Source organism: Halovivax asiaticus JCM 14624, from assembly GCF_000337515.1.
Classification (GTDB): Archaea; Halobacteriota; Halobacteria; order Halobacteriales; family Natrialbaceae; genus Halovivax; species Halovivax asiaticus.
Map to the genome: position 1 here is coordinate 136,123 of NZ_AOIQ01000008.1, position 25,358 is coordinate 161,480.

Annotated in this window: 24 protein-coding genes; 17 read left to right on the plus strand and 7 right to left on the minus strand. The window is 65.8% G+C overall.

What is annotated here, in order from left to right:
* Window positions 1-9: 9 nt before the first annotated feature.
* Both C479_RS04505 and C479_RS04510 read right to left on the minus strand, forming a co-directional pair.
* Window positions 10-894 carry a carbohydrate kinase family protein gene (locus tag C479_RS04505; RefSeq protein ID WP_007698490.1) on the minus strand — a complete coding sequence of 295 codons (885 nt, stop codon included), beginning with the start codon at window positions 892-894 and terminating at the stop codon, window positions 10-12.
* 122 nt (window positions 895-1,016) lie between these two features.
* A complete protein-coding gene (locus tag C479_RS04510; RefSeq protein ID WP_007698493.1) occupies window positions 1,017-1,847 on the minus strand; it encodes a DUF63 family protein in 831 nt (276 codons plus the stop codon).
* 186 nt (window positions 1,848-2,033) lie between these two features.
* Here C479_RS04510 and deoC point away from each other — a divergent pair, with 186 nt between their 5' ends.
* Window positions 2,034-2,675, plus strand: a complete 642-nt coding sequence (gene deoC, locus C479_RS04515) for a deoxyribose-phosphate aldolase (RefSeq protein WP_007698501.1) — start codon at window positions 2,034-2,036, stop codon at window positions 2,673-2,675.
* A 78-nt stretch (window positions 2,676-2,753) separates the two neighbouring features.
* Here the strand turns inward: deoC and C479_RS04520 are convergent, their stop codons facing one another.
* The gene (locus tag C479_RS04520) at window positions 2,754-4,652 is read right to left on the minus strand and encodes a DHH family phosphoesterase (protein ID WP_007698503.1); all 1,899 of its coding nucleotides are present in this window, start codon (window positions 4,650-4,652) and stop codon (window positions 2,754-2,756) included.
* A gap of 253 nt (window positions 4,653-4,905) precedes the next feature.
* On the opposite strand from C479_RS04520, the gene C479_RS04525 reads away from it, so the two are divergent.
* The 3 genes from C479_RS04525 to C479_RS04535 all read left to right on the plus strand — a co-directional run bounded on the left by C479_RS04525 (window position 4,906) and on the right by C479_RS04535 (window position 7,581).
* On the plus strand, window positions 4,906-6,462 hold the full coding sequence (locus tag C479_RS04525) for a PAS domain-containing sensor histidine kinase (protein ID WP_007698506.1): 1,557 nt from the start codon (window positions 4,906-4,908) through the stop codon (window positions 6,460-6,462).
* A gap of 70 nt (window positions 6,463-6,532) precedes the next feature.
* The gene (locus C479_RS04530; RefSeq protein ID WP_007698509.1) at window positions 6,533-7,033 is read left to right on the plus strand and encodes a Mov34/MPN/PAD-1 family protein; all 501 of its coding nucleotides are present in this window, start codon (window positions 6,533-6,535) and stop codon (window positions 7,031-7,033) included.
* Entirely contained in the window at window positions 7,024-7,581 is a 558-nt protein-coding gene (locus C479_RS04535; RefSeq protein WP_007698511.1) for an adenylyltransferase/cytidyltransferase family protein, read from the plus strand. Before C479_RS04530 ends, C479_RS04535 begins: the two co-directional genes overlap by 10 nt.
* A 34-nt stretch (window positions 7,582-7,615) precedes the next feature.
* Here C479_RS04535 and C479_RS16475 read toward each other — a convergent pair whose 3' ends face one another.
* From C479_RS16475 to C479_RS04550, 4 genes are all read right to left on the minus strand, one after another.
* Window positions 7,616-7,762 (minus strand): hypothetical protein, encoded by a 147-nt coding sequence (locus C479_RS16475; RefSeq protein ID WP_007698513.1) that lies wholly within the window; start codon window positions 7,760-7,762, stop codon window positions 7,616-7,618.
* Window positions 7,763-7,887: 125 nt separating this feature from the next.
* Window positions 7,888-9,081: a pyridoxal phosphate-dependent aminotransferase gene (locus C479_RS04540; protein ID WP_007698516.1), complete on the minus strand. Its 1,194-nt coding sequence runs from the start codon at window positions 9,079-9,081 to the stop codon at window positions 7,888-7,890.
* A 29-nt stretch (window positions 9,082-9,110) separates the two neighbouring features.
* Window positions 9,111-9,521 carry a 6,7-dimethyl-8-ribityllumazine synthase gene (ribH, locus tag C479_RS04545; protein WP_007698519.1) on the minus strand — a complete coding sequence of 137 codons (411 nt, stop codon included), beginning with the start codon at window positions 9,519-9,521 and terminating at the stop codon, window positions 9,111-9,113.
* A gap of 98 nt (window positions 9,522-9,619) precedes the next feature.
* Window positions 9,620-12,331, minus strand: coding sequence for an ice-binding family protein (locus C479_RS04550; RefSeq protein WP_241430159.1), 2,712 nt, complete (start codon window positions 12,329-12,331; stop codon window positions 9,620-9,622).
* A gap of 430 nt (window positions 12,332-12,761) precedes the next feature.
* Between C479_RS04550 and C479_RS04555 the strand changes: the two genes are divergently transcribed.
* From C479_RS04555 to C479_RS04615, 13 genes are all read left to right on the plus strand, one after another.
* Window positions 12,762-13,970: a 5-(carboxyamino)imidazole ribonucleotide synthase gene (locus C479_RS04555; RefSeq protein WP_007698526.1), complete on the plus strand. Its 1,209-nt coding sequence runs from the start codon at window positions 12,762-12,764 to the stop codon at window positions 13,968-13,970.
* Window positions 13,971-14,053: 83 nt separating this feature from the next.
* Complete coding sequence (locus C479_RS04560) at window positions 14,054-14,698, plus strand: AIR carboxylase family protein (protein WP_007698528.1); 645 nt, start codon at window positions 14,054-14,056, stop codon at window positions 14,696-14,698.
* A 134-nt stretch (window positions 14,699-14,832) separates the two neighbouring features.
* A complete protein-coding gene (locus C479_RS04565; RefSeq protein WP_049907070.1) occupies window positions 14,833-15,246 on the plus strand; it encodes an NADH-quinone oxidoreductase subunit A in 414 nt (137 codons plus the stop codon).
* Window positions 15,243-15,944: an NADH-quinone oxidoreductase subunit B gene (locus tag C479_RS04570; RefSeq protein WP_007698532.1), complete on the plus strand. Its 702-nt coding sequence runs from the start codon at window positions 15,243-15,245 to the stop codon at window positions 15,942-15,944. The genes C479_RS04565 and C479_RS04570 overlap by 4 nt, the downstream gene beginning before the upstream one ends.
* Window positions 15,941-17,602, plus strand: coding sequence for an NADH-quinone oxidoreductase subunit D (locus C479_RS04575; RefSeq protein ID WP_007698534.1), 1,662 nt, complete (start codon window positions 15,941-15,943; stop codon window positions 17,600-17,602). Before C479_RS04570 ends, C479_RS04575 begins: the two co-directional genes overlap by 4 nt.
* Window positions 17,602-18,681 carry a complex I subunit 1/NuoH family protein gene (locus C479_RS04580; RefSeq protein ID WP_007698537.1) on the plus strand — a complete coding sequence of 360 codons (1,080 nt, stop codon included), beginning with the start codon at window positions 17,602-17,604 and terminating at the stop codon, window positions 18,679-18,681. The genes C479_RS04575 and C479_RS04580 overlap by 1 nt, the downstream gene beginning before the upstream one ends.
* A complete protein-coding gene (locus C479_RS04585; protein WP_007698540.1) occupies window positions 18,678-19,139 on the plus strand; it encodes a NuoI/complex I 23 kDa subunit family protein in 462 nt (153 codons plus the stop codon). Before C479_RS04580 ends, C479_RS04585 begins: the two co-directional genes overlap by 4 nt.
* Window positions 19,139-19,423, plus strand: a complete 285-nt coding sequence (locus C479_RS04590) for an NADH-quinone oxidoreductase subunit J (protein WP_007698542.1) — start codon at window positions 19,139-19,141, stop codon at window positions 19,421-19,423. Before C479_RS04585 ends, C479_RS04590 begins: the two co-directional genes overlap by 1 nt.
* The gene (locus C479_RS04595; RefSeq protein WP_007698545.1) at window positions 19,420-19,905 is read left to right on the plus strand and encodes a hypothetical protein; all 486 of its coding nucleotides are present in this window, start codon (window positions 19,420-19,422) and stop codon (window positions 19,903-19,905) included. Before C479_RS04590 ends, C479_RS04595 begins: the two co-directional genes overlap by 4 nt.
* The gene (gene nuoK / locus C479_RS04600) at window positions 19,902-20,204 is read left to right on the plus strand and encodes an NADH-quinone oxidoreductase subunit NuoK (protein WP_007698548.1); all 303 of its coding nucleotides are present in this window, start codon (window positions 19,902-19,904) and stop codon (window positions 20,202-20,204) included. The genes C479_RS04595 and nuoK overlap by 4 nt, the downstream gene beginning before the upstream one ends.
* Before the next feature lies 1 nt (window position 20,205).
* Window positions 20,206-22,218, plus strand: coding sequence for an NADH-quinone oxidoreductase subunit L (gene nuoL, locus C479_RS04605; protein WP_007698551.1), 2,013 nt, complete (start codon window positions 20,206-20,208; stop codon window positions 22,216-22,218).
* On the plus strand, window positions 22,215-23,768 hold the full coding sequence (locus C479_RS04610) for a complex I subunit 4 family protein (RefSeq protein ID WP_007698554.1): 1,554 nt from the start codon (window positions 22,215-22,217) through the stop codon (window positions 23,766-23,768). The genes nuoL and C479_RS04610 overlap by 4 nt, the downstream gene beginning before the upstream one ends.
* Complete coding sequence (locus tag C479_RS04615; protein WP_152415807.1) at window positions 23,768-25,321, plus strand: NADH-quinone oxidoreductase subunit N; 1,554 nt, start codon at window positions 23,768-23,770, stop codon at window positions 25,319-25,321. The genes C479_RS04610 and C479_RS04615 overlap by 1 nt, the downstream gene beginning before the upstream one ends.
* Window positions 25,322-25,358 lie beyond the last annotated feature (37 nt).

The window sequence follows — 25,358 nt, forward strand, 5'->3', positions numbered from 1 at the left end:
CGTGACGGGTTACATCTCACAGTCGGCAAGCAGCGAGTCGAGCCGCTGCGGAGAGAGTGACGACTGGGCACCGACCGTCCTGGTGGCGAGCGCCCCGCAGGCGTTCCCAACTCGAAGCGCCCGTTCCACGTCACCGGCCTGTAACCAGTTCGTGAGAAAGCCGGCGACGAACGCATCGCCTGCACCCGACGTATCCGTCGTGTCGACGTCGAATCCGGCGTGGTGTGAGGTTGCGTTGGGGGCGTGGACGACCGCGCCGTCGTCGCCGTCCGTGACGACGACAGTCCGTTCGCCGAACGCCCGTTCACCGGCCGCAGTGGCGCGGATGGCGTCCGCCTCCCGGCTCGAGAGGAAGAGCACGTCGACCAGGTCGATAGGAGCCTCGATCGAGCGCTCGGTGAGTTGCCGACCGGGATCGTAGCTGACGGACACGCCCGCCTCGGCAGCCAGCGACGCGATGGCCTCCGTCGTCTCCGGGCGATTGCCCGTGAGGTGAACGTGGTCTGCCTGCCGAACGAGGGCAGGATCGACGTCCGACGGGCCGACAGCCTCGTTCGCGCCGTCGTCACCGAGGACGGAGACGGCGCCAGATTCGTCGACCACGAGGTACTTGCGAGCGGTCGTCGCGTCGGGAATCCGTCGAATTCCCGTACAGTCCACGCCAGCCCCCTCGAGGGTCGCCACGGCGTCACGGCCGCACTCGTCGTCACCGACGCTGCCGATCAGGTCGACATCGACGCCGAGTCCGGCGAGCCCGACCGCGACGTTCGCAGCGCTCCCACCGCATCCACAGTGTCGGTCACGAATCGTCGCCTCACCGTCGACGGGAGGAAGCGAATCGACGCGGAGGGTAACGTCCCAGTTGACGTGGCCAGCGACGAGACAGCGGTCCATTCACCACGGAGAACGGTCGCTCCCGGCTTAGGTGTCCCGCCCACTCACACTTGATGGGAACGGCCGGCTGGATCGGAGGCTGTGAGAACGGTAGCTGACCGGAAACGAAGATCGCGAACGCCTCAACCGGAGATCGTGAACAGGAGCAGGTTGTGAACGCCGGGGCCGAGACCCACGGCGGCGACGAAGCCGAGCGCGATGCGGCCGGCGCGTGGGCGATCCCGGACCAGATCGGCGAACAGCCAGACGACGACGAGCGCGAGCGTCAGTTTCACCAGGACGAACAGCCAGCCGGCGCCGATATACTCGGCCGTGGGGAGGTCCCCGGCCAGTCCGAGGATGGCCGTCGAAAGTGGAACCTGTTCACCGGCACCCAGCACGTCGTAGCCGATCGCCGTCGACGTCCCGTCTAACACCTGGCCGAAACAGACCAGGGCGCCGGTGAGACCGGTGACAGCCGCGACCTCCGTCGCCCACAGACTCAGCGCGAACCAGCCGATCGCCGTGACGATGCCGGTAATCACGACGGCGACGACGGGCCAGAACGGCGTGAACGTCCCGCCCTCGACACCGGTCATGATCGCGGCGGTTGCGAAAACCGACAGGAACGCCGTTCCGCAGATGCCGACGAACCGGGGGATCGACCGGTAGAGCCCGCCTGCGTGGAGGATGTTCGCGACGATCCAGACGAATCCCGCCAGGATCGCCGTCGTAACGTAGACACTCGGAGCCTCGAACAGTGGCGCGATCGGCTCCGGGAACGCACTGACCGGGTCCCGTCCCAGCACGTACAGCGTGGACCCGAACATCATCCACGGGACGAAGGCGAGCACCGTGCGGTCGGTCACGGGCGGGTCGATCGCCCACAGCAGCGCACCGACGCCCGCAATTCCGAGCAGTAACACCACGGTAAAATACCACGGTGGTATCGCGAATCCCTCCGGCAGTACCATGCACTAACAGGTACGTAGCAGGGTCAAACAAGTTGCGGTTACGACCGATCGGCATCGATACCAGTCGATCGCCGTCCCACTCCGTCGAATCGACTACGAAGAGCCATCATCCGACCAGTGGTGAGGGTAACCGGCCGTCGCGGACGATCCCGTCGGCTTTTGGTGGCTCGGGGAGAGCCCCCGACCATGGACCGCACGGCGCTCGCCCCACGGATCGATCACACCGTTCTCGGACCGGAGACGACGGCGTCAGAGACACGACGCGTCTGTCAGGAGGCAGTCGATTACGGCATGAACGCCTGTCTCCCACCGTGTTACCTCCCGGACGTTCGCGAGACGTTCCCCGACCTCACGATCGCGACGGTCGTCGGCTTTCCGCACGGACAGCAGGCGCCGGCCGTGAAAGTCGAGGAGGCCGTCGCCGCCTGGCGTGCCGGCGCGGACGAACTGGACGTCGTCTGTAACGTGGGCCGACTCCTGTCGGGAGACACCGAGTCGGTCACGGACGAACTCGCCGAGGTCGTCGCCGCCGTCCCGATCCCGGTGAAGGTGATCGTTCAGGCGCCGCGGCTCACGCCCGACCAGCTCCGGACCGCCTGTGAGGCCGCCGCCGAGGCCGACGCCGCGATGGTCAAAACGGCGACCGGGTTCGCCGACGGTGGCGCGACCGTCGACGACGTCAGTCTCATGGCCGAATACCTTCCAGTCAAGGCCAGCGGCGGGATCGGCTCCTACGACGACGCGATGGCGATGATCGAGGCCGGTGCCGAACGCATCGGGGCCTCGAGCGGCGTCGCGATCGTCGACGGCGCACCGTCGGAAGCCTAGTGGACCACGCCCGGGTGAAAAACGAAGGTCGCCGGGATGGAGACGGCGGCGACGAACGGAAAAACGGACAGCAGGTGATCAGTCGTCGAGCGGGGCCGCGCTCGAGAGCGCTTCGTCGATCGGGGCATCGGCCATCTTCTCGACGAGCGCGTCGATGACCTCCTCGCGCTTGCCGCGGACGAACTTGATCGAGCCGACGACGAGGTGGCCGCCGCCGGAGATGCCGGCGCCCGGAACCTCAGCTTTGAGTTCGGCGACCATCTCGGGGATGTCCAGTCGGACGCCGTCACTGCGAAGGACGGCGAAGTCGGGACCGTAGCCCACCGTGATGACCGGATCGCCGGTCTCCTCGACCTGCACGTCGTGGATCTCGCCGGTCGTCTTGCCCGGGGCAGGGTAGGTGAAACGATGGGTATAGTTCTCGACGTCGATCCGGTAGAGGTGGGCGCCGTTGTCGAGTGACTCGTGTTCGAGGTGGGGCGTCGCGTCGTCGAGTTGCGTCTGGATCGCCTCGGTGGCGCTCGACTCGAGCGACGAGACCACGGCTCGGTGATGGTCGGGATCGGTGTCGATCCCCAGGACGTCGGTGATCAACGGCGTCCCGGCGCTGTATCGGAGCCAGTGGGCCGCGTAGTCCAGCGCCTCGCTGACGTCGCGGAGATGCTCCTCGTCGTAGCCCGCCTCGACCGCGAGGTCGATGTACCTGCCCATGGCGTCGGCCTTCGAACGGTCGGCGAGCCCGGCGACCGCAGGCAGGTGCTCGATATCGTTCGACAGGTCGGGGTAGATCATCCGGGCGAGTTCGACACAGAGCATCCCGGTCGTGATCCGATAGTCCTCGTCGTGGAGGTACGGGTTCACGTGGGCGTCGAGCAGGTCTTCGACGGCGTCGGGGTCCGGATGGTGGTGATCGATCGCCAGGATCGGGATGTCGTAGTGAGCGAGCGTCTCGTAGGAGGGGACGTCCTCGGCGGTCGACCCGTTGTCGAGCATCAACAACATGGGGAGTTGCTGGCCGTGTTTGTCCCGGTCCTCCAGCGCGAACGTGAGGTCGCGCGTCGAATCTTCGAGTTCATAGTACGGCGCCTTCGATGGCAGGCGTTTGAAGAGGTGGCGCGGCGCCTCGGGCGACTCGTGGACGTCGGCGATGAAGCGTTCGAGAGCGAGCTGGAGCGGGACTGCGGCACACATCCCGTCGCCGTCGGCGTGGTGACGCACGCGGATCGGGCGCCCTTCGAGAACGGTCCGGCGCAGGGTTCGAGCGACCTCGGCCAGCTCCTCGCGAAGCGGCTCGAGTGCGGGCCAGTCGATGAGCGGGTCGACCTCGTGTGGCGCGGCACGTTCGTCCCTGGCGCGTTCCAGCCGGTCGCTGGCGTCCGCCGCGTCCTCGCCGTCGAGGACGGTGAGTCCGTCGACTTCGAGCTGGATCGCGTCGTTTCGCCGTTCGACCGTCGCGTTGATGCGGGCGACGTCGCCGACGTCGACGGCGGGATAGGCCCGAACGCCTGCTTCTTCGAAGGCTGCGGCCGGGACGACACCGTGTTCGTCCGCGACGTGGAAGATCGTCGGCCCGCCCGTCTGCTTGATCTGGACGATCTCGCCCTCGACGTGGATCTGCTCGCCGATGTTCGCGTCGAGTCGATTCGTCCCGGTCAGTGAGACGTCGTGCTCGACGGCGACGAGTTCGTACTCCTCGACGTCGGCGGGGGCGAACGAGAGGTCGCCGTTGTCTCTGACCGTCTCCAGTTCGACGACCAGTTCGTCGTCGACGCGGTACGTTCCTTCGAGAACGGACTCGTGGACCAGTCCGGAAACGTGCTCCGAGAGATCGACGAAGATACCGTAATCGACGATACCGTTTATCTCCGCGAGATACGGCGTCTCGGGCTCGACCTCCTCGGCAGTACACTCCGGGTCGAGCTCGTAGACGACCGACTCGCGTGGCTCGCCGGCGTCGCCGGCGGTCTCGCGTGTCATCGTTGCCGGTCGTTTGCGACCGTCGCGTATAACCCTTATCAAGCGCCTTTCCGAAACGCCACAGCCCGCCGGCTCTCGACCTGGGCACCCCATCGCCACCCAGCCTCCAGCACCACCAGCACCACCAGCACGGCGAGAAACCGGCCCGCACGGGGAAGGAGGCCGAGCCGATCGAGCTGACAACCCGGCTATTCAGGCGTACGGTCGCCAGGGTTGCCACTACACTTTTAGGCCACTGTGTCGAATCCGGGCCATGAGTCGTCTCACGGGGCCAGCCACCGAGTCGGACCCGAGATCGGACGACGACCCGGCCACCAGCGTCATCGTACACGACCGCGAGCTGGGAGCGGGAGACGACCTCGCTGGGGCACTCGAGGAGCAGCAACCGGACCTGACCGTCGACTTCGAAGCCAGACCGGAAGTCGTGCGAAGACGGCTCCGCTCCGAATCCGTCGGGTGCGTCGTCCTCGTTTTCGACGGGGCAGAGCGGCCAGACGCGGGTGAGTCGACGTCGGCGGACGATCTCGTTCCGTCGACCGTCCTCGAAACCGCGAGCGAAGAACGACCGGCTATCCCGGTCGTCCTGTACGGTCGAGCGATACCGAGTGCCGTTGCGGCCACTGCCGTCGAGAACGGAGTGAACGACGTCCAGCGCGTCCCGGCGGCCGAATCGGCCGATCGATTCCTGCACGACGGCGAGGACAAGGCCGACGAGATCACGCCCATCGGCGAACTCGCCTGTCGGATCGCGTCACTCCTCGACCATCGTCGGCAGGCAGCGACGGCAGTCGACGAGCGTGACCGGCTCGAATCGATCGCCGCCCGATTTCCCGGCATCGTCTATCGATGTCTGGCGACGCCGGAGTGGCCGATGGAGTACGTCACCGGCGAGGTCGAACGGCTCGCCGGCTACACCACAGCCGAACTCGAATCGGGCGCCATCACCTGGGGGAGTGACGTCATCCATCCGGACGACCGCGAACGCGTCGCTGACGTGGTCTTCGAGGAACTCGAATCGACCGGTGCCTTCGAGTTCACCTATCGGATCACGACTGCAGGCGGGACGACCAAGTGGGTCTGGGAGCGTGGCCGCCAAATCGAGCCCGCCCCGGACGCCACACCGCGACTTCAGGGATTCATCATCGACGTCACCGACAGGCGCGAGCGGGCCGACCAGTTACAGGTCATCAGTCACCTGCTCCGCCACAACCTCCGCAACGACATGACGGTCGTTCGCGGCTACACCAGTAAGATCGCCGAGGAGAGTACAGGGTTCGAAGAAGAGACGACGACGATGCTCGACCGAATCGACGGCCTGCTGACGACCGTCGACAAGACGCAGCCGATCGTGGACGTACTAACGACGCCACACGACCGGGAGATCGTCGCGATCGACAGTGCGATCGAACGAGCCATCGAGACCGTCGGCTCCAGACACGACGTCACGCCCACGGTGGTCTCGATCGAGTCGGCGACGGTCACGGCGATACCCGAACTCGAACGCGCGTTCGTCGAGGTGCTCGAGAACGCCGCCATCCACACCGGTGAGGACACGCCCTGGATCGCCGTCCGTACCACGGTGACCGACGAGACGGTCGACGTGGTGATCGTCGACGAGGGCCCCGTGATCCCGGACATGGAACGCGACGTCCTCACCGGCGAGCGGACGCCCGAACCGCTGTTTCACGGCACCGGACTCGGCCTCTGGCTCGTCGAACTGATCGTTCGGCGCTCCGGCGGCTCGCTCTCCTTCGACGAGACGGCAGACGGCGGCAACGTCGTCACGCTGGCGCTTCCTCGGCTGGAGTGAACCCCTCCCGGCCGGCCACCAGTAGTCCGCATCCGGAACGTTTAGCAACGGCAAGCACGGAGGGACGGGCATGGGGCTGCTCTCCGGGCTCTTCCGCTCGAGCGAGATTCTCGGGATCGCCGAGGAGACCCTCGAGTTCGTCCTCGAGTCCTCCGAAGCGACGCACCCGAACGAGTACATGGGCTTTCTCAGAGGGACCGAGGCGAGCCGACTGGGACTCGACCGGGACGGGCTCGTGATCACCGACGTGCTGGTGATCCCCGGGACCAGCCAGAACAGCGTGAGCGCGACCGTCAAGACGAATTCGATTCCGAACGACACGAAGGCGCTGGGGAGCATCCACTCGCACCCGAACGGCGTCTTGCGACCGAGCCAGGCCGATCTGGCCACGTTTACGCGCGGATCGGTCCACGTCATCATCGGTGCGCCGTACGGACGGCACGACTGGCAGGCGTTCGACTCGGACGGGAAGCCGACGACGTTGCACGTCATCGACGTCGAGGTCCCCGACGAGGACGACTTCTTTCACTTCACCCAGGAAGACATCGACGAGGAACTCAAATGGAACTGAGCGACGGCGACGAGACGGACGGCAGTATCGACGGAACGTCGGCGGGCAGCCGGGACACCTCCCGGACAGCGGACCGGGACGACGACCAGACAGCGGATCGAAGTGGCGATGACGAACCGGACAGGACGCTCGTCGTCGCCCAGGGAACGTTCGACATCCTTCACCCCGGGCACGCCCACTACCTGCGCGACGCAGCCTCGATGGGCGACGAACTGGTCGTCATCGTCGCGCGTCGCTCGAACGTCGATCACAAGGCCCAGCCGATCTGTCCGGCGACACAGCGACGGGACATCGTCGACGCTCTGGAACCGGTCGATCGGGCCATCCTCGGCCACGAGTCGGACATCTTCGTGCCCATCGAGGAACTCGATCCCGACGTGATCGCCCTCGGCCACGACCAGCACCACGACGAGGACGCCCTCGCCGACGAACTCGCCGGACGGAACATCGAGTGTGACGTCCGCCGGGCCAGCGGGGCCGAACCGGCTGACGACGAACTCTACTCCAGCCGACAGATCGTCGAACGGATTATAGCGCGACGCAGGTGAGCCGTCGACGAACACCGCCAGGGAGCCGAGACTGTCACGTTCGGCGCACGACCAGTACGATCACGCCGACGACGAGCAACCCGATCCCCCACCACAGCGAGTCGCCGGGCAGGCCGATCAGTGCGAGGGTGACGAGTCCCGAGGAGACGAGGGACCAGCCGATAGTCGTTCGATAGGTCATTGTCCGTCCTTCACCGTCGAGCAAGGTAGAAGGCAGGGGGAGTTCGCAGGCACTGAGTCGGCGTCGATGGAAGACGGCGGAGAGCGGAACTCGATTCGATTTTACGTGTGAAAACGGGCGGTGTTTCAGAGGTAGCCTGCGTCGACGAGTCGCTCGACGCCCTCGCGGAGGCGCTCCTCGCTGGCGGCGTAGGAGAGGCGAGCATAGCCGGGTGCGCCGAAGGCGCTGCCGGGGACGGTCGCGACGTGGGCGTCTTCGAGTGCGCCCTCACACCACTCGGTATCCGGTGACTCCACAGGTAGCATCATGTAGAACGCACCGTCCGGCGTCGGCACGTCGACACCCGCGTCGGCGAACAGGTCGAGCAGGAGGTCGCGTCGCTGCTCGAATGCGTCGACCATCTCGTCGACGGCCGTCTCGGTGTGTTCGAGCGCCTCGACGCCGGCGTGCTGGACGAAGTTGGTGGCACAGGAGACCGAGTGGCTGTGGAGTTTGCCCGCCTGGTCGATGAGCTCCTCCGGCCCGGCGAAGTAGCCCAGCCGCCAGCCGGTCATCGAGTAGGCCTTCGAGAAACCGTTGACCGTCACGGTGCGCTCGGCCATCCCGTCGAGCGAGCCGAGGCTGGTCGGGTCGGTGTCGTAGGTGATCTCGCCGTAGATCTCGTCGGCGACGACGGTGACGTCGTGCTCGACGGCGAGGTCGCGGACGCCCTCCAGCGCGGCGTCGGTGTAGACGGCGCCCGTCGGGTTCGACGGGGAGTTGACGATCAGCAGCTCCGTCGAGTCGCTGATCACGTTCTCGAGGTCGGGAAGGGCCGGTTCGAGGCGGAAGTCGTACGGCGAGAGATCGACGCGGACGAGTGAGCCGCCGGCGAGTTTCACCATCGCCTCGTAGGAGACCCACGCGGGGTCGAGCAGGACGACCTCGTCGCCAGCGCGGGACGACGTCCCGCGAGCAGACGGGCCCTGCCCGTCAGCGCCGTCGATGAGCGTCTGGGTGATCTCGTACAGCGACTGCTTGGCACCGGGGGTGACGATCACGTTCTCGGGACCGTAATTCAACCCGTCAGCCTGCAGTTTGTCGGCGATCGCTTCGCGGAGTTCGGGAATTCCGTTCGAGGTGGTGTAGCCGGTGTGGCCGGCGTCCATGGCATCCTGGCCAGCCTCGACGACGTTCTCGGGCGTGGGGAAGTCGGGTTCGCCGACGCTCAGGTCGACGACGTCGGCGCCCTCGGCCTCGAGTTCGGAGGCGAGCGCCGAGATGGCGAGCGTTGCGGACGGTTCGACTCTCGTGACGCGATCTGCGTAGTGCATGGGCATAGAGCTGGTGTGGTGGTTTCGTTCGGCTGTCAGGGGTCGGGTAGTTCGGTGAGTAAGTCGAGTGCGCCGTCGACCGCTTTTTTGGCGTTCTCGACGCGTTCTCTGGCTTCGGCGGCGGACATCCCCGGTCCGGTGACGCCGAGCGTGACCGGCGTGTCCCGTTCGAGGCTCACGTCGGACAGGCGCTGGGCGGTGGCGTCCGTGATCACCTGATCGTGGTCCGTATCGCCGGTGATGACCGCCCCGATGACGGCGACCACGTCGATCTCGTCGCGACGCGCCAGCCGATCTGCCGCGAGGGGCGCGTCGTAGACGCCGGGCACCGAGACGGCCGAACCGACCGTGGCACCGGCGTCGTCCGCGGCCTCGCGGGCCGCCGCCTCCATCTCCTCGGTGATCGGCCGGTTGAACTGCGCGACCACCAGTCCGAGCGTGGGCATACGCGAGGGGTCACGTGGACCGGTAAAAGAGGTACCGTTCTCGTTCGATCTCGTCGGTCACGATCGCCGTCGGCAGCCCCAGTTCGGCGTCGACCGAATCAAGCCGGGTTCTTACCCGCCCGTTTGCACTTCTCGTACTCGCGTTTTGCGCGTTCGTAGGCGTGTCGCTTCTTTTTCAGTTGCTTCTTGTTCACCTTCCCTTTCTCGTATTTCTTTTCGTACTTCTCGTACTCACGTTTCGCGCGCTCGTATTCGCGCTTTTTCTTCTTGCACTTCTTTCCGTCGTCAGGCGCCTTCGTAAACTCCAGAATGTCACCGTAGACGACCGTATCTTCCACCTGGGCGACCGCCCGGAACTCGTAGGTCGTGCCGGTCTCGAGATTGGTGGCCGTCGCGCTGAACGGTCCGGTTTGGGTGAGGACCTGCTCGTCGGTAAACGTCCACACCTCAGTTCCCTCGACGCGATACAGGAAGTAGACGGTCACTTCCTCCGCACCCTCGAGTTCGAGCAGTTCGCCGTTGAGCGTCGCGGTCGAGCCGTTGACCTCGGTTGCTGGCTTCGTTTCGACCGCTAGATCTTCCGGCGCCAGCTTGGTGAACGAGAGGGTGGCCCCGAGGAAGCGGTCGCCGTTCGCGACCATGACGGCCCGAAATTCGTACGTGGAACCGAGTTCGAGGCCCTCGATTCCGGCGCTGAAGTCGCCGGGTTCGTCGAGCGTCTGAGACTCGGTGGTTATCCACTCGTCCGCGCCGAGTTCGCGCCACTCGAAGAAGACGTCGACCGTCTCGAAGTCGCCGAGGTCGATCAACTCACCGTTGAGTACCGCCGTCGAGCCGTTGATCTCCGTCGCCGGCTGTGTCTCGACGCTAGGAACGCCGGCTTCAGCTTTGGTGAACGAGACGATAGTTCCTTCCTCGCGCGCGCCATTAGCCACGACGACTGCCCGGAATTCGTACGTGCTTCCGGGCTCTAAGCCCGCGATCTCGGCGTCGAAGTCGCCGGGCGCGTCGAGCGTCTGGGTCTCGGTCGCGGTCCATTCGTCCGTGCCGAGCTCGCGCCACTCGAAGAAGACGTCAACCGCGTCGTAGTCGCCGAGGTCGATCAACTCACCGTTGAGTACCGCCGTCGAGCCGTTGACCTCCGTGGCCATCTGGGTTTCGACGATGGGTGCACCGGGTTCGGCTTTGGTGAACTCGATGATGGCCCCTTCGTCGCGCGTGCCATCGGTCACCGCGACCGCCCGGAATTCGTACGTACTGCCGGGCTCTAGGCCCTCGATTCCGGCGCTGAAGTCGCCGGGCGCGTCGAGCGTCTGCGTGTCGGTGGCGATCCACTCGTCCGTGCCGAGGTCGCGCCACTCGAAGAAGACGTCGACTGTGTCGTAGTCGCCGAGATCGAGCAGTTCGCCGTTCAGCGTCGCCGTCGAGCCGTTGACTTCTGTCGCCGGCGACGTAATGACCTGCGGGACGCCCGGCACCGTCTTGATGATCCGAAGCGTGGCCCCTTCGACCCGTTCGCCGTTCGCCAGCCCGACCGCCCGGAACTCGTACGTGTTGCCGGGTTCGAGGCCCTCGATTCCGGCGCTGAAGTCGCCGGGCGCGTCGAGCGTCTGCGTGTCGGTGGCGATCCACTCGTCCGTGCCGAGCTCGCGCCACTCGAAGAAGACATCGACCGTGTCGAAGTCCCCGAGATCGGTCAACTCACCGTTGAGCGTCGCGGTCGAGCCGTTGACCTCCGTCGCCGGCGTCGTTACGACGTCGGGGATGGCTGCATCGCAACTAATGTCGAGCGTGGTGATATCGAGACCGATCGCGATATTGTCGGTCTCGAGCGAGTACGTTCCGTCCGCGAGCGCCCCCCACGTTGCCGACCCGCCGGCGGGAACCTCCATCGTCTCCTCGTACGCATCGGGACCAGTGACGGTCACCATCACCGAGACGTCGTTGGGGTTCGTTACCGTGATCTCCCCGTCCTCGTCGACGCAGGCCGCGTCCACTTGCAGGTCCACGAGATCGCAGTCGCATCCGGTAACCGTCGCCATCTGCAGATTGACGGCGGTCTGGGCGTACAAACAGCCGTCCACCGTCGCGTTGGTGAGCACGTTGATCGCCGTCTGGGCCAGGACGATCCCTGCGAAGTCCGCGTCCGTTCCGATCTCGACGCCGGGACCGCCGGCGACCACCCAGACGATGTTTTCGGGCTGCGCGCCCCCTTCCAGATTGATAGTCACCCCGCTCGCCACGCTGAGGCCGCCCGCGACCTGGAAGATCCAGGTGTCGTCTGGACCCCCGTCGAGGGTGATATCTCCGTCGATCGAGAGGCCGGTATCCCATTTGTACACGCCCGGAGTCAGTGTTTCTCCGTCAAGATTGCCGCCGCCTAAATTTGTAAAGTCCGGCGGGACGCGTCCGTACGCGTCGGTGAACGCGGATTCCATATCGCTTACGGCCGTAGTCAATCTGGACGGGGTCGGCTCCGAGTAATCGGCCGCGTACACCCGTCCGTCCACCTGCGTCGACGTCGAGTAGGCGCCAGTGGTTGAATCCAGCGTCAGATCGAATCCAGTGATGGCGGTCGACGCGATCGGACTGACGCCGATATCCCCCGCGACGTCGGAATTGGGGACGCTGTCTATCCCCGATTTGGCCAGGATCGAAAAATCACAGGCTGTCCCGAGATCCACCGGTGCCGGGCCGTCTTGTTGGATCTGGACCTGGTTCGCGGGCGGGCCGCCTGTATCGCTTCCTTCCTGAGCGGCACCCAGACTACCGGCGAGACCAGCAGTGAGCAGCCCACTCGATATGACCACACGTCTTCTGGAGGGGGTGAGACCCATATCCGATGGCCACTGGTGCGTTATATTGTTAATGCCGAGTTGGCCCGATTGCACTTCATCATCGGTTTTCTAGCTATTTTTCGAATTTGTTCACTCCGTACATTCACCCGCTCGCGGCAATCAAACGGAGTCCGTAGTACGTGGTGATACAGCGTTACGTGGATATTTCGCTGCGAGTAGTTCACTGACACATCGGGACGGGAGAGCGTCGAAACAGACGGCACGGGAGAGTCAGACGGACGATTCGGGAGGCTGTTTGAACACACGTACCACTCGTCCATCGTTCCGTACACGCCGTGCGACGCGTGGCAAGCGGTGAGAGCCGTGGGACGGTCGCCACGGGACCGTCCCGGTCCAAACCGAGTGAGAATTCTTAAGCGCCGACCGCCGAAACGGCCACCCAATGACGACGTTACGGACGCCAGGACCCACGCTCGGGGTCGTCGGTGGGGGACAGCTCGGACGGATGCTCGGCGAGGCGGCGGCACCGCTCGGCGTCGAGCTGGTCGTGCTCGATCCGACGCCCGACTGCCCGGCCGCTCCCGTCGCCCGGGACCAGCTAATCGCCGATTTCGACGACGAGGAGGCCATCCACCAGCTCGCCGAGCGGTCGGACGTCCTCACGTTCGAGATCGAACTGGCCGATCAGGACGCGCTGGAACGGGTGAGCGCCGAGACGGGCGTGCCGATCCATCCGAAGCCGTCCACACTGCGAACGATTCACGACAAACTCGTCCAGAAACGCGAACTCGAGGACGCGGGGGTCCCCGTCCCACCGTTCCGTGCGGTCGAGGACGCCGACGACATTCGCGACGCCATCGACGACTACGGCGCGCCGGTCATGCTGAAGGCCCGCACCGGCGGCTACGACGGCCGCGGCAACGTCCCCGTCGAGTCGAAAGCCGACGCCGAGGACGCGCTGGACGCCGTCGCCGGTCCCGCCATGGTCGAGTCGTTCGTCGACTACGAGCGCGAGGTGAGCGTCATCGCCGTGAAGGGTGCGACCGACGACGCGACCGGTGAAACCGACGACGGTGCGAGCGGATCCGGCGCAACCGAGGTGGCGACCTTCCCCGTTGGCGAGAACGTCCATCGCGAGGAGATCCTCCGCGAGACGATCGTCCCGACGCGCTCGAGCGACGCGGCACGGGAGCGGGCTCGGGAGGTCGCGCTAGACGTGCTCGACGTGATGGACGGTCGTGGCGTCTACGGGATCGAGTTCTTCGAGACCAGAGACGGTGAAATCCTGCTCAACGAGATCGCCCCGCGCCCGCACAACTCCGGGCACTGGACCATCGAGGGCGCCGAGACGTCGCAGTTCGAACAGCACGTTCGCGCCGTGCTGGGATGGGCGCTGGGCTCCACGACGCTGCGATCCCCGACCGTGATGGCCAACCTGCTCGGCGACGTCGAAGAGGACACGCCCGCCGCGCTCGCGAACGTCGACCGCATCCACGAGGCCGACGGCGCCCACCTCCACTGGTACGGGAAGGCCGAGGCGCGGCCGCTCCGGAAGATGGGACACGTGACGGTGACCGGGACCGACGGCGACGACATCGAAACGCTGCTCTCGCGCGCGACCGAGCTTCGGCAGGACGTGACGTTCGCGTAATCGGTCGCTGCTCTCTTTCACCGTACAGCGGTCCCAGCGCGGAACCCGTACCTTTCATTGCCCGTGCCTGCAGATTCGCTCGTATGAGCGAAACGGCCGTCTCCGAATTGATCGATCGGCTCAACGACGAGGCCACGCAGGATCGTCCGGCCGCCGAAACGCCCGACGTGGGGATCGTCATGGGGAGCGACTCCGACCTCGAGACCATGATGACCGGGGGTCGCCGCCGCGGCGCCTACGACGCGTTCGTCGACGAGCTCGGGTTCGACGAGCAGACGGATTTCGAAGCGCCACCGGCGGAGCGCTTTACCTTCGAAACGTACGTCACCTCGGCCCACCGCACGCCCGACCTGATGACGGCGTACGCCGAGACGGCCGAGGACAGGGGCCTCGACGTCATCATCGCGGGCGCAGGTGGCAAGTCGGCTGACCTGCCTAACATGACCGCCTCGATCGCCTACCCGCTGCCGGTGATCGGGGTCCCCGTCCAGGAGAAGTCCGTCGACAGCGTCATCGGCATGCCGACGGGGGCGCCGTTGGTCGCCGTCGACGCCGGCAAGTCGTTCAACGCCGCGCTCTCTGCGGCACAGATTCTCGCTCGCCAGCACGACGAGATCCGCGACCGACTGGTGGCGTACCACGACGAGCTCCGCTCGGGGGTAGGAACCGTCTCCCGCGACCTCCACGACCGCGGCACCGAGGCGTTCGCCGCCGATCGCGAGGAGTAGGCCCCACGATCGCGGCGTCAGCCCGTCCCGCCGATGGGATCGACGGAGCGTACCGAACGGACCGAATCGGGCGCGCACGCCCGTCTGAGGCTTTGAGAATTCTTAAATAGGGTTATACCCAAGCCAAACGCGAGATGAGTACCGCGTGGATAGCGATTAGTGCGATGGCCCTCATCGGGGTCGGCTTGCCGATCGGCATGATCACGTTGTCGAGCCTGCTCCGGCCGAGCGTCCCCGAAGACGGCAAACGCCAGACCTACGAGAGCGGGGAGATCCCGACCGGCGGAACGCGGTTCCGCTTCAACGTCCAGTACTACATGGTTGCTCTTTTGTTCGTTATTTTCGACGTTGAAACCGCGTTCATCTTCCCCTGGGTCGTCACCTACCGTGACGCCCTCGAAGGCGGGCCGTCGGTGGTCGCCGTGCTGGCCCCGATGCTCGCGTTCCTCGGCATTCTCATCGTCGGGCTGGTCTGGGCCTGGCGCAACGGTGCCGTCAGCTGGGCGCGTAGTGAGACAACCGACTGGCGATCGACACAGAATCAATGAGTTCACACGACACCTACGACACGACAGGGCCGCGGGACGTCGCGTCGAAGACACAGCAGGCCCGAATGGGAGACGTCGACGACCGGTTCAACTCTCGACTTCGGGAGCTGTTCGGGTCGACACCCTTCATCCTCACGAAGTTCGACGCCTTCCTGAACTGGGCGCGCAGTGCCTCGATGTTCGTCCTCCAGTTCGGTATCGCCTGCTGTTCGATCGAGATGATGGGGACGTACATGCCGGGCCACGACCTGGACCGCTTCGGGACCGGCGTTCCCCGCGCCTCGCCCAGACAGGCGGACCTGCTGATCGTCCCCGGGACGATCGTCTCGAAGTTCGGCCCGCGGATGAAACGCCTCTACGACCAGATGCCCGAGCCCAAGTTCGTCGTCGGGATGGGCTCGTGTACGATCTCCGGCGGCCCCTTCCAGGAAGGCTACAACGTGGTGAAAGGCGCCGAGGAGATCATCCCGGTGGACATCCACGTCCCCGGCTGCCCGCCACGACCGGAAGCGCTGATCTACGGCATCCGCAAGCTACAGGATCGCGTCCAGCACGGCGAATCCGCCCCGGTCACCGTCAAACCCTACGAGCTAGAGGAGTTCGGCGACCTCGATCGCGACGAGGTCGTCCGCGAGCTCGCGAACGATATCGACGAGGAGACCCTCGTCATGCGATACAACTGGGGTGACTCACCGTGAGTCTGGAAGCACCACACGAGGATCCGCTCGCACGAACGGACGACCGGGAGTCGCTCGAATCGATCCTCGGCGATCACGCCATCGGCTGGGAAGAACACGTCAACGCCCAGGGCGTCGTGATCCGGCCGGACGAGGTACAGTCGTCGCTGCGAGCGCTGCGCGACGAGGGCGGCTTCGACCACCTCTCATCCGTCACCGCTCAGGAGTACGCCGACCGCTACGAGAGCATCTACCACCTGTCGAAGTACGACGACCGCACGCAGGAGGTCAGCGTCGTCGTGCCGACGGCCAAAGAGGAGCCGGTCAGCCAGAGCGCGGACGCCGTCTACCGCACCGCCGACTGGCACGAGCGAGAGGCCTACGACCTCGTCGGGATCGAGTACGAGGATCACCCCGACCTCCGACGGATCCTCCTGCCGGAGACCTGGCAGGGCCACCCGCTGGGACTCGACTACGATCAGGACAAACCCCAGCTCGTCAGCCTGTCGGAACACGCCAACCCGATCGCCGAGCATCACCACGACGAGGAGGGAGAGACGATGTTTCTCAACATCGGTCCGCACCACCCGGCGACCCACGGTGTGCTCCACCTGAAGACGGTGCTCGACGGCGAAACGGTCGTCGACGTCGACCCCGACATCGGCTACCTCCACCGCTGCGAGGAGCAGATGTGCCAGCAGGGGACCTACCGCCACCAGATCATGCCCTACCCAGACCGCTGGGACTACGTCTCCGCGGGCCTGCTCAACGAGTGGTCCTACGCGCGAGCGATCGAAGACATGGCCGACATCGAGGTACCGGAGTACGCCCAGGTCGTCCGGACGATGGGGGCGGAACTCTGTCGGATCGCCGCTCACCTGATCTCGATCGGTGCGTTCGCACTGGACGTCGTTGGCGACTTCACCGTCACCTTCCAGTACGCCTGGCAGGATCGCGAGGATGTCCTCAACATTCTCGAGGACCTCACCGGCCAGCGGATGATGTTCAACTACTTCCGGCTCGGCGGGGTCGTCTGGGACCTGCCCGAACCTCGCGAGGACTTCTTCGAGTCCATCCGGACGTTCCTCGACAGCTTCGAGGGCTCGGTCGACGAGTACCACGACCTGCTGACGAACAATGAGATCTTCCAGCGTCGCTGTATCGGCACCGGCCACCTCGACGCGGAAACCGCGAAGAGTTACGGCTGCACCGGCCCCGTCGCCCGTGGCTCCGGGATCGACTACGACCTGCGCCGCGACGACCCCTACGGCTACTACGAGGAACTCGACTGGGACGTCGCCGTCCAGGACGAAGGCGACAACTACGCGCGCATGCTCGTTCGCATGCAAGAACTCGAGGAATCGGCGAAGATCGTCGACCAGTGCGTCGACATCCTGGAAGACTGGGATGAAGACGACCGGGAGATCCAGTCGAACGTTCCCCGGACCCTCAAACCCGACGCCGACGCGGAGGTCTACCGGGCCGTCGAGGGAGCCAAGGGCGAACTCGGCATCTACATTCGCTCCGACGGTTCCGACAAACCGGCGCGCTTCAAGATCCGGAGCCCGTGTTTCAGTAACCTGCAGGTGCTGGGCGAGGCCGCCAACGGCGAGTACGTCGCCGACCTGATCGCCACGCTCGGCAGTATCGACGTCATCCTCGGGGAGGTGGACCGGTAATGGTGCCCCAGACAGTGGCGACGGCCATGCCGCTCCCCGATGCGATCAGCGATCTGTTCGGACTCGGCGACCTCGGCTTGATCGGCCAGGCGATCACCGCGTTCGTCGCCGCGTTCCTCATCGCGAACGTGTTGCTCGTGATGGCGGCGTTCGCCGGCCCGTGGGGCAAGCGAAAGATTTTCGCTGACTTCTCGGATCGCTACGCCATCACCGAACACGGACCCTGGGGTCTGTTCATCATCCCGGCGGCTGCGATCCAGCTCATGTCGAAAGAGCTGATCGTGCCGAAGGGCGTCGACCGGCCCGCCTGGGACATCGCGCCGATCATCATGGTCTTCTCCGCGATCTTCGGGTTCGCCGTGATCCCGATGGGGAGCGGGATCCACCTCGCCGACCCCGAAGTCGGTCTGCTCTTTGCGTTCGCGATCGCCTCGCTGTCGACGCTCGGGATGATGATCGCCGGCTACGCTTCCGACAACAAGTTCGCCCTGATGGGCGGCCTGCGTGCGACCGCGCAGAACATCGCCTACGAGATCCCATTGATCGTCACCGGCGCGTCGGTGATCCTCTACACCGGGTCGTTGCAGATGAGCGAGATCGTCGCCGTGCAGGCCGAGACGCTCGTCCAGCTCGGACCGATCTCGATCCCGGCCTGGTTCGCGTTCGTCAACCCGTTCGCGTTCGTCCTGTTCCTCGCGGCGGGGATGGCCGAGGTCGGCCGGAACCCGTTCGACGTCCCGGAGGCCCCGACCGAGATCGTCGCCGGCTACCAGACGGAGTACTCGAGCATCTACTTCGTGCTTGTCTACCTCTCGGAGTTCCTGCACATCTTCCTCGCCGGCGCGATTATGGCGACGCTGTTCCTCGGTGGCCCGGCAGGGCCCGGTCCGGCCGCGCTGGGAATCGTCTGGTTCCTGGCGAAGGTCGTGGCGTTCTTCCTGCTGACCCAGTGGTTCCGGACGGCGATGCCCCGCGTCCGGATCGACCAGCTGATCGAGATCGGCTGGAAGGGGCTGCTGGTGCTCTCGTTCGCGAACCTGCTACTGACGGCAGGGATCGTGGGGGTGTTCTTCGCATGATCGGACTACTCAAATCACTGGCGACGACGATGAAGCACGCACTGGACGGCGAAGTGTACACCGTGGCCTACCCCGACGAGGTGCCGAAGGTCTCGCCGCGCTTTCGCGGGGTCCACAAGTTCAGCCAGGAGCGCTGTATCTGGTGTCGCCAGTGCGAGAAGGTCTGCCCGAACGACACCATCCAGATCGTGATGGACGACAAGCGAAACGGCGAGCAGTACAACCTCCACATCGGCCAATGTGTCTACTGCCGGCTGTGTGAGGAGGTCTGTCCGACCGACGCCATCCTGCTGACCCAGAACTTCGAGTTCACCGGGGACACGAAGTCCGAACTCGTCTACAACAAAGAACAGCTCAAGGCCGTCCCCTGGTACAAGGACATCGACCCGCTGGAGGTGCGCGAACCCGACCGTGGCGGCTGGGTCGGCGAGGGCGACGGGGAGGTGGACTACCAATGATGGAGACCGCCGCCTTCGCCCTGTTCGCCGCCGTCACGCTGACCAGTGCGGCTGGCGTCGTCCTGTTCCGGGACCCGTGGCACTCCGCGCTCATGCTCGGCGTCTCGCTGCTCTCGGTGGCCGTCCACTACGTGATGCTCACCGCCGAGTTCCTCGCGGTGATCCAGGTGCTCGTCTACGTCGGTGGCGTCCTCGTGCTGATCTCCTTTGCCGTCATGCTCACCCAGGCCGGTGAGACGCCGCCGGAGACGGCGACGGGAGACGGGGAGGTGACCGGCCGATGAGCCGACCACGACTCGTCTCACTGAGTTCACGACTCGTGCCCGGGCTCCTTGCGATCGCCCTGTTCGGCGTGTTCGCCGCCGTCGTCGTCGGGACCGACTTTGCCGGCTACGTCGGCTTCCCCGACGAGCTCTCGGTCACCGCCGAGATCGGCTACGCACTGTTCGACTTCACCGAACTGCAGGAGACGAACACGGAGTCGTTCCTGGTCTCGTTCCTCCTGATCGCGGTCGTCCTGGACGCGGCGCTCGACGCCTCGCTCGTGCTCGCGACGCGCGAAGGCCCCGACGAGTCGGTTCGCCCGAGCGCGTTCGACGGCCCGTCGACCAGGTCGACCGACGACACCGAGGCAAACGGGACGGCCGCGACCGACGGCGGTGCAGTTGACGGAGCAACGAAGATCGACGGCGAACCGGCGTCAGAGGCCGAGACAGCGTCGCCGACAGCTGGCGACGCCACGACCGACGGAGGTGACGGAGCATGATGGCTATCGAGGGCTACGTCCTGCTCTCGGCCGGCCTGTTCTGCATCGGGCTGTTCGGCATCCTGACCCGTCGCAACGCGCTCATGTTCCTGATGGCGGTCGAGCTGATGGTCAACGCGGCCGTGATCAATCTGGTCGCGTTCGCGCTGTACCACGGCACGCTGACCGGACAGGTGTTCGGGCTGTTCGTCCTCGGACTCGCGGCCGCGGAGGTCGCGATCGGCCTCGGGATCATCCTTGTACTGTATCGCAACTTCGGGACGATCGACGTCTCGGTACCGACGACGATGAGGTGGTAATATGGAAGGATTGTTTACATTCGCGCCCGCAATCGTGCTGTTCCCGCTGGTGGCGTTCGCGATCACGCTGCTCGTGGGCCGCTATCTCCCCCTCGGCGGCGCGATCCCGGGCATCGTCGCGACTGGCGGATCGCTCGCGCTCTCGCTGGTGATGGCCGCGGCCGTCGCCGGCGGCGAGACGACGAACGAACTGGTGTATACGTGGTTCGAGACGCCCGAGATCACGTTCCACTTCGGCCTGCTGATCGACCCGCTGTCGGCGGCCATGCTGGTCGTGGTCTCGCTGATCGCCTTCCTCGTCCACGTCTTCAGCCTGAGCTACATGAACGCCGAGGGCGAGACCGGCCTGCCGCGATACTACGCCGGCCTCGGGCTCTTTACGTTCAGCATGCTCGCGTTCGTGGTCGCGGACAACCTGCTGATGTCGTTCGTCTTCTTCGAGCTGGTTGGGCTGTGTTCGTTCCTCCTCATCGGTTTCTGGTACCGGACGAAATCGGCGCCCTCCGCGGCGAAGAAGGCGTTTCTCGTCACGCGCTTCGGGGACTTCTTCTTCCTCATCGGTGTCGTCGCCATCGCCGCGTCCTACGGCACACTCTCCTTCGCCGGTGACGCGTCGTTCGTCACCGCGGCCGAGTCGGCGATCGACTCGGAGACCTTCTTCGGCTTCGACGCCGACACCTGGGTGACGATCACCGGTCTCCTCGTCCTGGGCGGCGTAATCGGCAAGTCCGCCCAGTTCCCGCTGCACACGTGGCTGCCAGACGCGATGGAGGGTCCGACGCCGGTGTCGGCGCTCATCCACGCGGCGACGATGGTCGCCGCCGGCGTCTACCTCGTCGCCCGGATGTTCGGCTACTACGCGCTGTCGCCCACGGCGCTCGCGGTCATCGCGTTCGTCGGCGGCTTTACGGCACTGTTCGCGGCGACGATGGGCTGTGTCAAAGACGACGTGAAACAGGTGCTCGCGTACTCCACCATCAGCCAGTACGGCTACATGATGCTCGCGATGGGCGTCGGCGGCTACGTCGCCGGCGTCTTCCACCTGCTCAACCACGCCGTCTTCAAGGCGCTACTCTTCCTCGGGGCCGGCGCGGTCATCATCGCGATGCACCACGAGCAGGACATGTGGAAGATGGGCGGGCTCAAAGAGCAGATGCCCGTTACCTACTACTCCTTCCTCGCGGGTTCGCTCGCGCTCGCGGGCATCATCCCGTTCAGCGGCTTCTGGTCGAAGGACGAGGTGCTCTACGATGCACTCATCGTCGGACTCTCGGAGCCACTCATCCTCGCCGCGTATGCGATGGCCTTACTCGCCGTGTTCTTCACCGGATTCTACACGATCCGGATGGTCCGGCTGACGTTCCACGGCGAGCCCCGGTCGGAGGCTGCCGAATCACCCCACGCGATCGGCCTGCCAGCGAAGATTCCGCTGGCCGTACTCGGCGTCCTGGCGCTCGTCGGTGGGGCGATGAATCTGAAGCCGCTCGAGGAGCTCGCCGGCCTCGAGGTTGCGTTCCTCGAACGATGGCTCGACGGACAGGGTGTCGGCTCGGTCGACGGGCTGACCTACCACGCCTACAGCGAGACGGTCCACTACGGCCACGAGTACATCGGCGGTCCTGAGGGGACGGTGATCCTCTCTGCAGCCCTCTCGCTCGGCCTGGCGCTGGCTGGCGCCGGGCTCGCCTGGACACTGTACAGCGGCCCGGAGCCGACGCGCCACACCGAGCGCCTCGGCTCGCTTCGCGACCTCGCCGTCGCCAACTACTACCAGGACGAGTACCAGGTCTGGCTTGCACGTGGCCTCACGCTGCCGCTGGCCCGGGCGAGCGACCGGTTCGACCAGACAGCTATCGACGGCGTCGTCGACGGTGTCGGTAGCGTCAGCCGCTTCGGCGGCGAGCGACTCAGACGGCTCCAGACGGGGCAGGTGACCGACTACGCGGCGCTCGTGATACTCGGTGTGCTCGCGTTACTGGTCGTTCTCGGTATCAACGGAGGCTGGTTCCTGTGATGATCGAGCTGTTACTCGCGGTCGTGTTCGTTGGCGCGGCCGTCACGTTCCTCGCGCCGAATCGAATCGCCGGCAAACTCGCGTTCGCCATCAGCCTGCTGCCCGCCGGCATCTCGCTGTGGATGCTGACGGCGTTCGACGGGAGCGGCAACGCGTTGCTCTCCGGCGGTCAGTTGGCGTTCGAGTCCCAGGCCGAATGGTTCCAGGTCGGCGAGTACGCCGTGAGCTGGTTCGTCGGACTGGACGGCATCAGCCTGCCGCTGGTCGTCTTGACGACGATCCTGACCTCGCTCGCGATCCTCTCGTCGTGGACGCCGATCGACGAGCGCCAGTCGCAGTTCTACGGCCTCGTCCTGTTCATCGAGGCCAACCTGCTCGGCGTCTTCGTCGCGCTCGACTTCCTCCTGTGGTTCGTCTTCTGGGAGGCCGTCCTCATCCCGATGTACTTCCTGATCGGCGTCTGGGGCGGGCCGCGACGCAAGTACGCCGCGATCAAGTTCTTCGTCTACACGAACGTCGCCTCGCTCGTGTTATTCGGGGCGTTCGTGACGCTCGTCTTCGCCCTCGGGGGCGACGGCGGCGTCTCGAGTTTCGCGTTGCCGGAGATCACGCAAGCGATGCACGCGGGCGGCATTCCGGACGGAACCTCACTGTTCGGACTGGGTGCCACGGAACTGTCGGCCGCGATCTTCGTCGCGCTCTTCCTCGGCTTCGCGGTGAAGGTACCCATCGTCCCGTTCCACACCTGGCTCCCCGACGCCCACGTCGAGGCGCCGACGCCCGCGTCGGTGCTGCTGGCCGGCGTCCTGCTGAAGATGGGGACCTACGCCCTGCTGCGATTCAACTTCACCATGTTCCCGGAACAGGTCGAGACGTTCGCGATCCCGATCGCCGCGATCGCCGTGATCAGCGTCATCTACGGCGCGATGCTCGCACTGGCCCAGACGGACTTAAAGCGGATCGTCGCGTACTCCTCGGTCTCGTCGATGGGCTACGTCATCCTGGGACTCGTCGCGTTCACGCAGTTCGGTATCGGCGGCGCGACCTTCCAGATGGTGAGCCACGGGCTGATCTCCGGGCTCATGTTCATGGCCGTCGGCGTCGTCTACAACGCGACACACACCCGAATGGTGACGGACATGTCCGGGATCACGGCGAAGATGCCAGTCGCGAGCTGGATCTTCGTTGCCGGCGCGTTCGGCTACATGGGCCTGCCGCTCATGTCCGGCTTCTACGCCGAGTTCAGCATCTTCTACGGCGCCTTCGGCTCCGAGTTGCTCTCCTACGCGCCGCTCTTTACCGGCGTGGCGATGTTCGGCATCGTCATCGTCGCCGGCTACCTGCTGTTCGCGATGCAGCGGACGTTCTTCGGGCCGTTCGCCCTGGAGACGGACTACGAGCTCGATCGCGCGCCGCTTCACGACGTCGCGCCGATGCTCGTCCTGCTCGCGCTGATCGTCGTCCTCGGGGTCGCCCCCGACACCATCTTCGGGATGATCACCGACGCGACCGACCCGATCGTCGCGGCCTACGGAGGTGAGGCGGCGTGATCGAACCCGTCCAGCTCCCCGACGCCGCGGCGCTCGGCCCGGCGCTCGTCCTGGGACTGACGGCGCTCGTCGTCTTCGTGTTCGACAGCGCAAGACCGCACGAACCGGACCGAGGGCTGCTCGCGGGGACGACCGCCGCGGGCTCGCTTCTCGCACTCGGCGTCGGCGTCTGGTACATGATCGCCGGCGTCGGCGTCCCCGAGCCCGACGGGGCCGGCGTCATCTCCCTCTTCGACGGTCAGCTCGTCGTCGACCAGCTCGCGCTGTTCTTCATGCTCGTGACGGCGATCGTCACGGCGCTGGTCGCGATCGCGAGCTACGACTACATGGACGGCCACGCCCACCAGGGCGAGTACTACTCGCTCGTCCTGCTCGCGGCGACCGGCATGGCGACGATGGCCGCGGCCAACAGCCTCGTCACCGTCTTCCTCGCACTCGAACTGGCGAGCCTGCCGTCGTACGCGCTCGTGGCCATCCTGAAGGACAATCGCGGGAGCGTCGAGGCGGGACTGAAGTACTTCCTGCTCGGCGCGCTCTCGTCGGCCATCTTCGTCTACGGGATCAGCCTGGTCTACGGGGCGACGGGCGTCCTCCAGCTCGATCTCGTCGCCGAGGCGATCACAGGCGAGACGGGCCAGCACGTCCTCACCGGCAACGCCCACGACGTCGCGGGCCACGACGGCCTGCTCGGCGTCGGGATCGTGTTGCTCCTCGTCGGAATCGCGTTCAAGACCGCGAGCGTCCCGCTTCACTTCTGGGCGCCGGAGGCCTACGAGGGCGCACCTGCACCGATCGCGGCGTTCCTCTCGTCGGCCTCGAAGGCCGCCGGCTTCGTGATCGCGATTCGCGTGTTCACGACCGCATTCCCCGTCGAGGCGACGGCGGGGCTCGTCGGGTTCGACTGGTCGGTCGCGTTCGCCGTCCTCGCGGTCGCGACGATGACGATCGGCAACTTCGCCGCGGCCGTCCAGGAGAACGTCAAGCGGATGCTCGCGTACTCCTCCGTCGGTCACGCCGGCTACGCGCTGATCGGCCTCGCCGGCGTCGGGGCCGGGGCGAACGAACTCGTCCTCGGCGCCGCGCTCATGCACCTGTTCGTCTACGCGTTCATGAACACCGGCGCGTTCCTCTTCGTCGCGCTCGCCGAGTACTGGGGCGTCGGCCGTACGTTCGCCGACTACAACGGACTCGGTCGACGCGCACCGATCGCCTGCGTCGCGCTGACGGTGTTCATGTTCAGCCTGGCCGGAATTCCGCCCCTGGGCGGGTTCCTGAGCAAGTACCTCCTCTTCTGGGGGTCGCTCCAGGCCGGCATGCTGTTCGTCGCCGGTGCGCTCGTGGTAAACAGCGCACTCTCGCTGTACTACTACTCGCGACTGGTGAAGGCGGTCTGGTTCGAAGAGCCGGTGACCGACCACGGGTCGCTCGCCCAGCCGGTGGGCCTCTACGCGGCCCTCATCGCAGCCGCCGTGATGACCGTCGTCGTCCTCCCCGGCTTCGGGCCGATCGCCGACTCGGCACTCGACGCGGCGACGGCAGTGCTCACCTCCTGATCGGCGCTCGAGCACTGAACCCGGGTAGCTTTTACAC

Coding starts and splice junctions, on each gene's coding strand:
- C479_RS04535 (WP_007698511.1), top strand. CDS start 7,024: ATGGAACTGAGCGACGGCGACGAGACGGACGGCAGTATCGACGGAACG.
- C479_RS04585 (WP_007698540.1), top strand. CDS start 18,678: ATGATCGGACTACTCAAATCACTGGCGACGACGATGAAGCACGCACTG.
- C479_RS04565 (WP_049907070.1), top strand. CDS start 14,833: ATGAGTACCGCGTGGATAGCGATTAGTGCGATGGCCCTCATCGGGGTC.
- C479_RS04525 (WP_007698506.1), top strand. CDS start 4,906: ATGAGTCGTCTCACGGGGCCAGCCACCGAGTCGGACCCGAGATCGGAC.
- C479_RS04510 (WP_007698493.1), bottom strand. CDS start 1,847: ATGGTACTGCCGGAGGGATTCGCGATACCACCGTGGTATTTTACCGTG.
- C479_RS04580 (WP_007698537.1), top strand. CDS start 17,602: ATGGTGCCCCAGACAGTGGCGACGGCCATGCCGCTCCCCGATGCGATC.
- C479_RS04555 (WP_007698526.1), top strand. CDS start 12,762: ATGACGACGTTACGGACGCCAGGACCCACGCTCGGGGTCGTCGGTGGG.
- C479_RS04520 (WP_007698503.1), bottom strand. CDS start 4,652: ATGACACGCGAGACCGCCGGCGACGCCGGCGAGCCACGCGAGTCGGTC.
- C479_RS04560 (WP_007698528.1), top strand. CDS start 14,054: ATGAGCGAAACGGCCGTCTCCGAATTGATCGATCGGCTCAACGACGAG.
- C479_RS04590 (WP_007698542.1), top strand. CDS start 19,139: ATGGAGACCGCCGCCTTCGCCCTGTTCGCCGCCGTCACGCTGACCAGT.
- ribH (WP_007698519.1), bottom strand. CDS start 9,521: ATGCCCACGCTCGGACTGGTGGTCGCGCAGTTCAACCGGCCGATCACC.
- C479_RS04570 (WP_007698532.1), top strand. CDS start 15,243: ATGAGTTCACACGACACCTACGACACGACAGGGCCGCGGGACGTCGCG.
- C479_RS04505 (WP_007698490.1), bottom strand. CDS start 894: ATGGACCGCTGTCTCGTCGCTGGCCACGTCAACTGGGACGTTACCCTC.
- nuoL (WP_007698551.1), top strand. CDS start 20,206: ATGGAAGGATTGTTTACATTCGCGCCCGCAATCGTGCTGTTCCCGCTG.
- C479_RS04530 (WP_007698509.1), top strand. CDS start 6,533: ATGGGGCTGCTCTCCGGGCTCTTCCGCTCGAGCGAGATTCTCGGGATC.
- C479_RS04595 (WP_007698545.1), top strand. CDS start 19,420: ATGAGCCGACCACGACTCGTCTCACTGAGTTCACGACTCGTGCCCGGG.
- nuoK (WP_007698548.1), top strand. CDS start 19,902: ATGATGGCTATCGAGGGCTACGTCCTGCTCTCGGCCGGCCTGTTCTGC.
- C479_RS16475 (WP_007698513.1), bottom strand. CDS start 7,762: ATGACCTATCGAACGACTATCGGCTGGTCCCTCGTCTCCTCGGGACTC.
- C479_RS04540 (WP_007698516.1), bottom strand. CDS start 9,081: ATGCCCATGCACTACGCAGATCGCGTCACGAGAGTCGAACCGTCCGCA.
- deoC (WP_007698501.1), top strand. CDS start 2,034: ATGGACCGCACGGCGCTCGCCCCACGGATCGATCACACCGTTCTCGGA.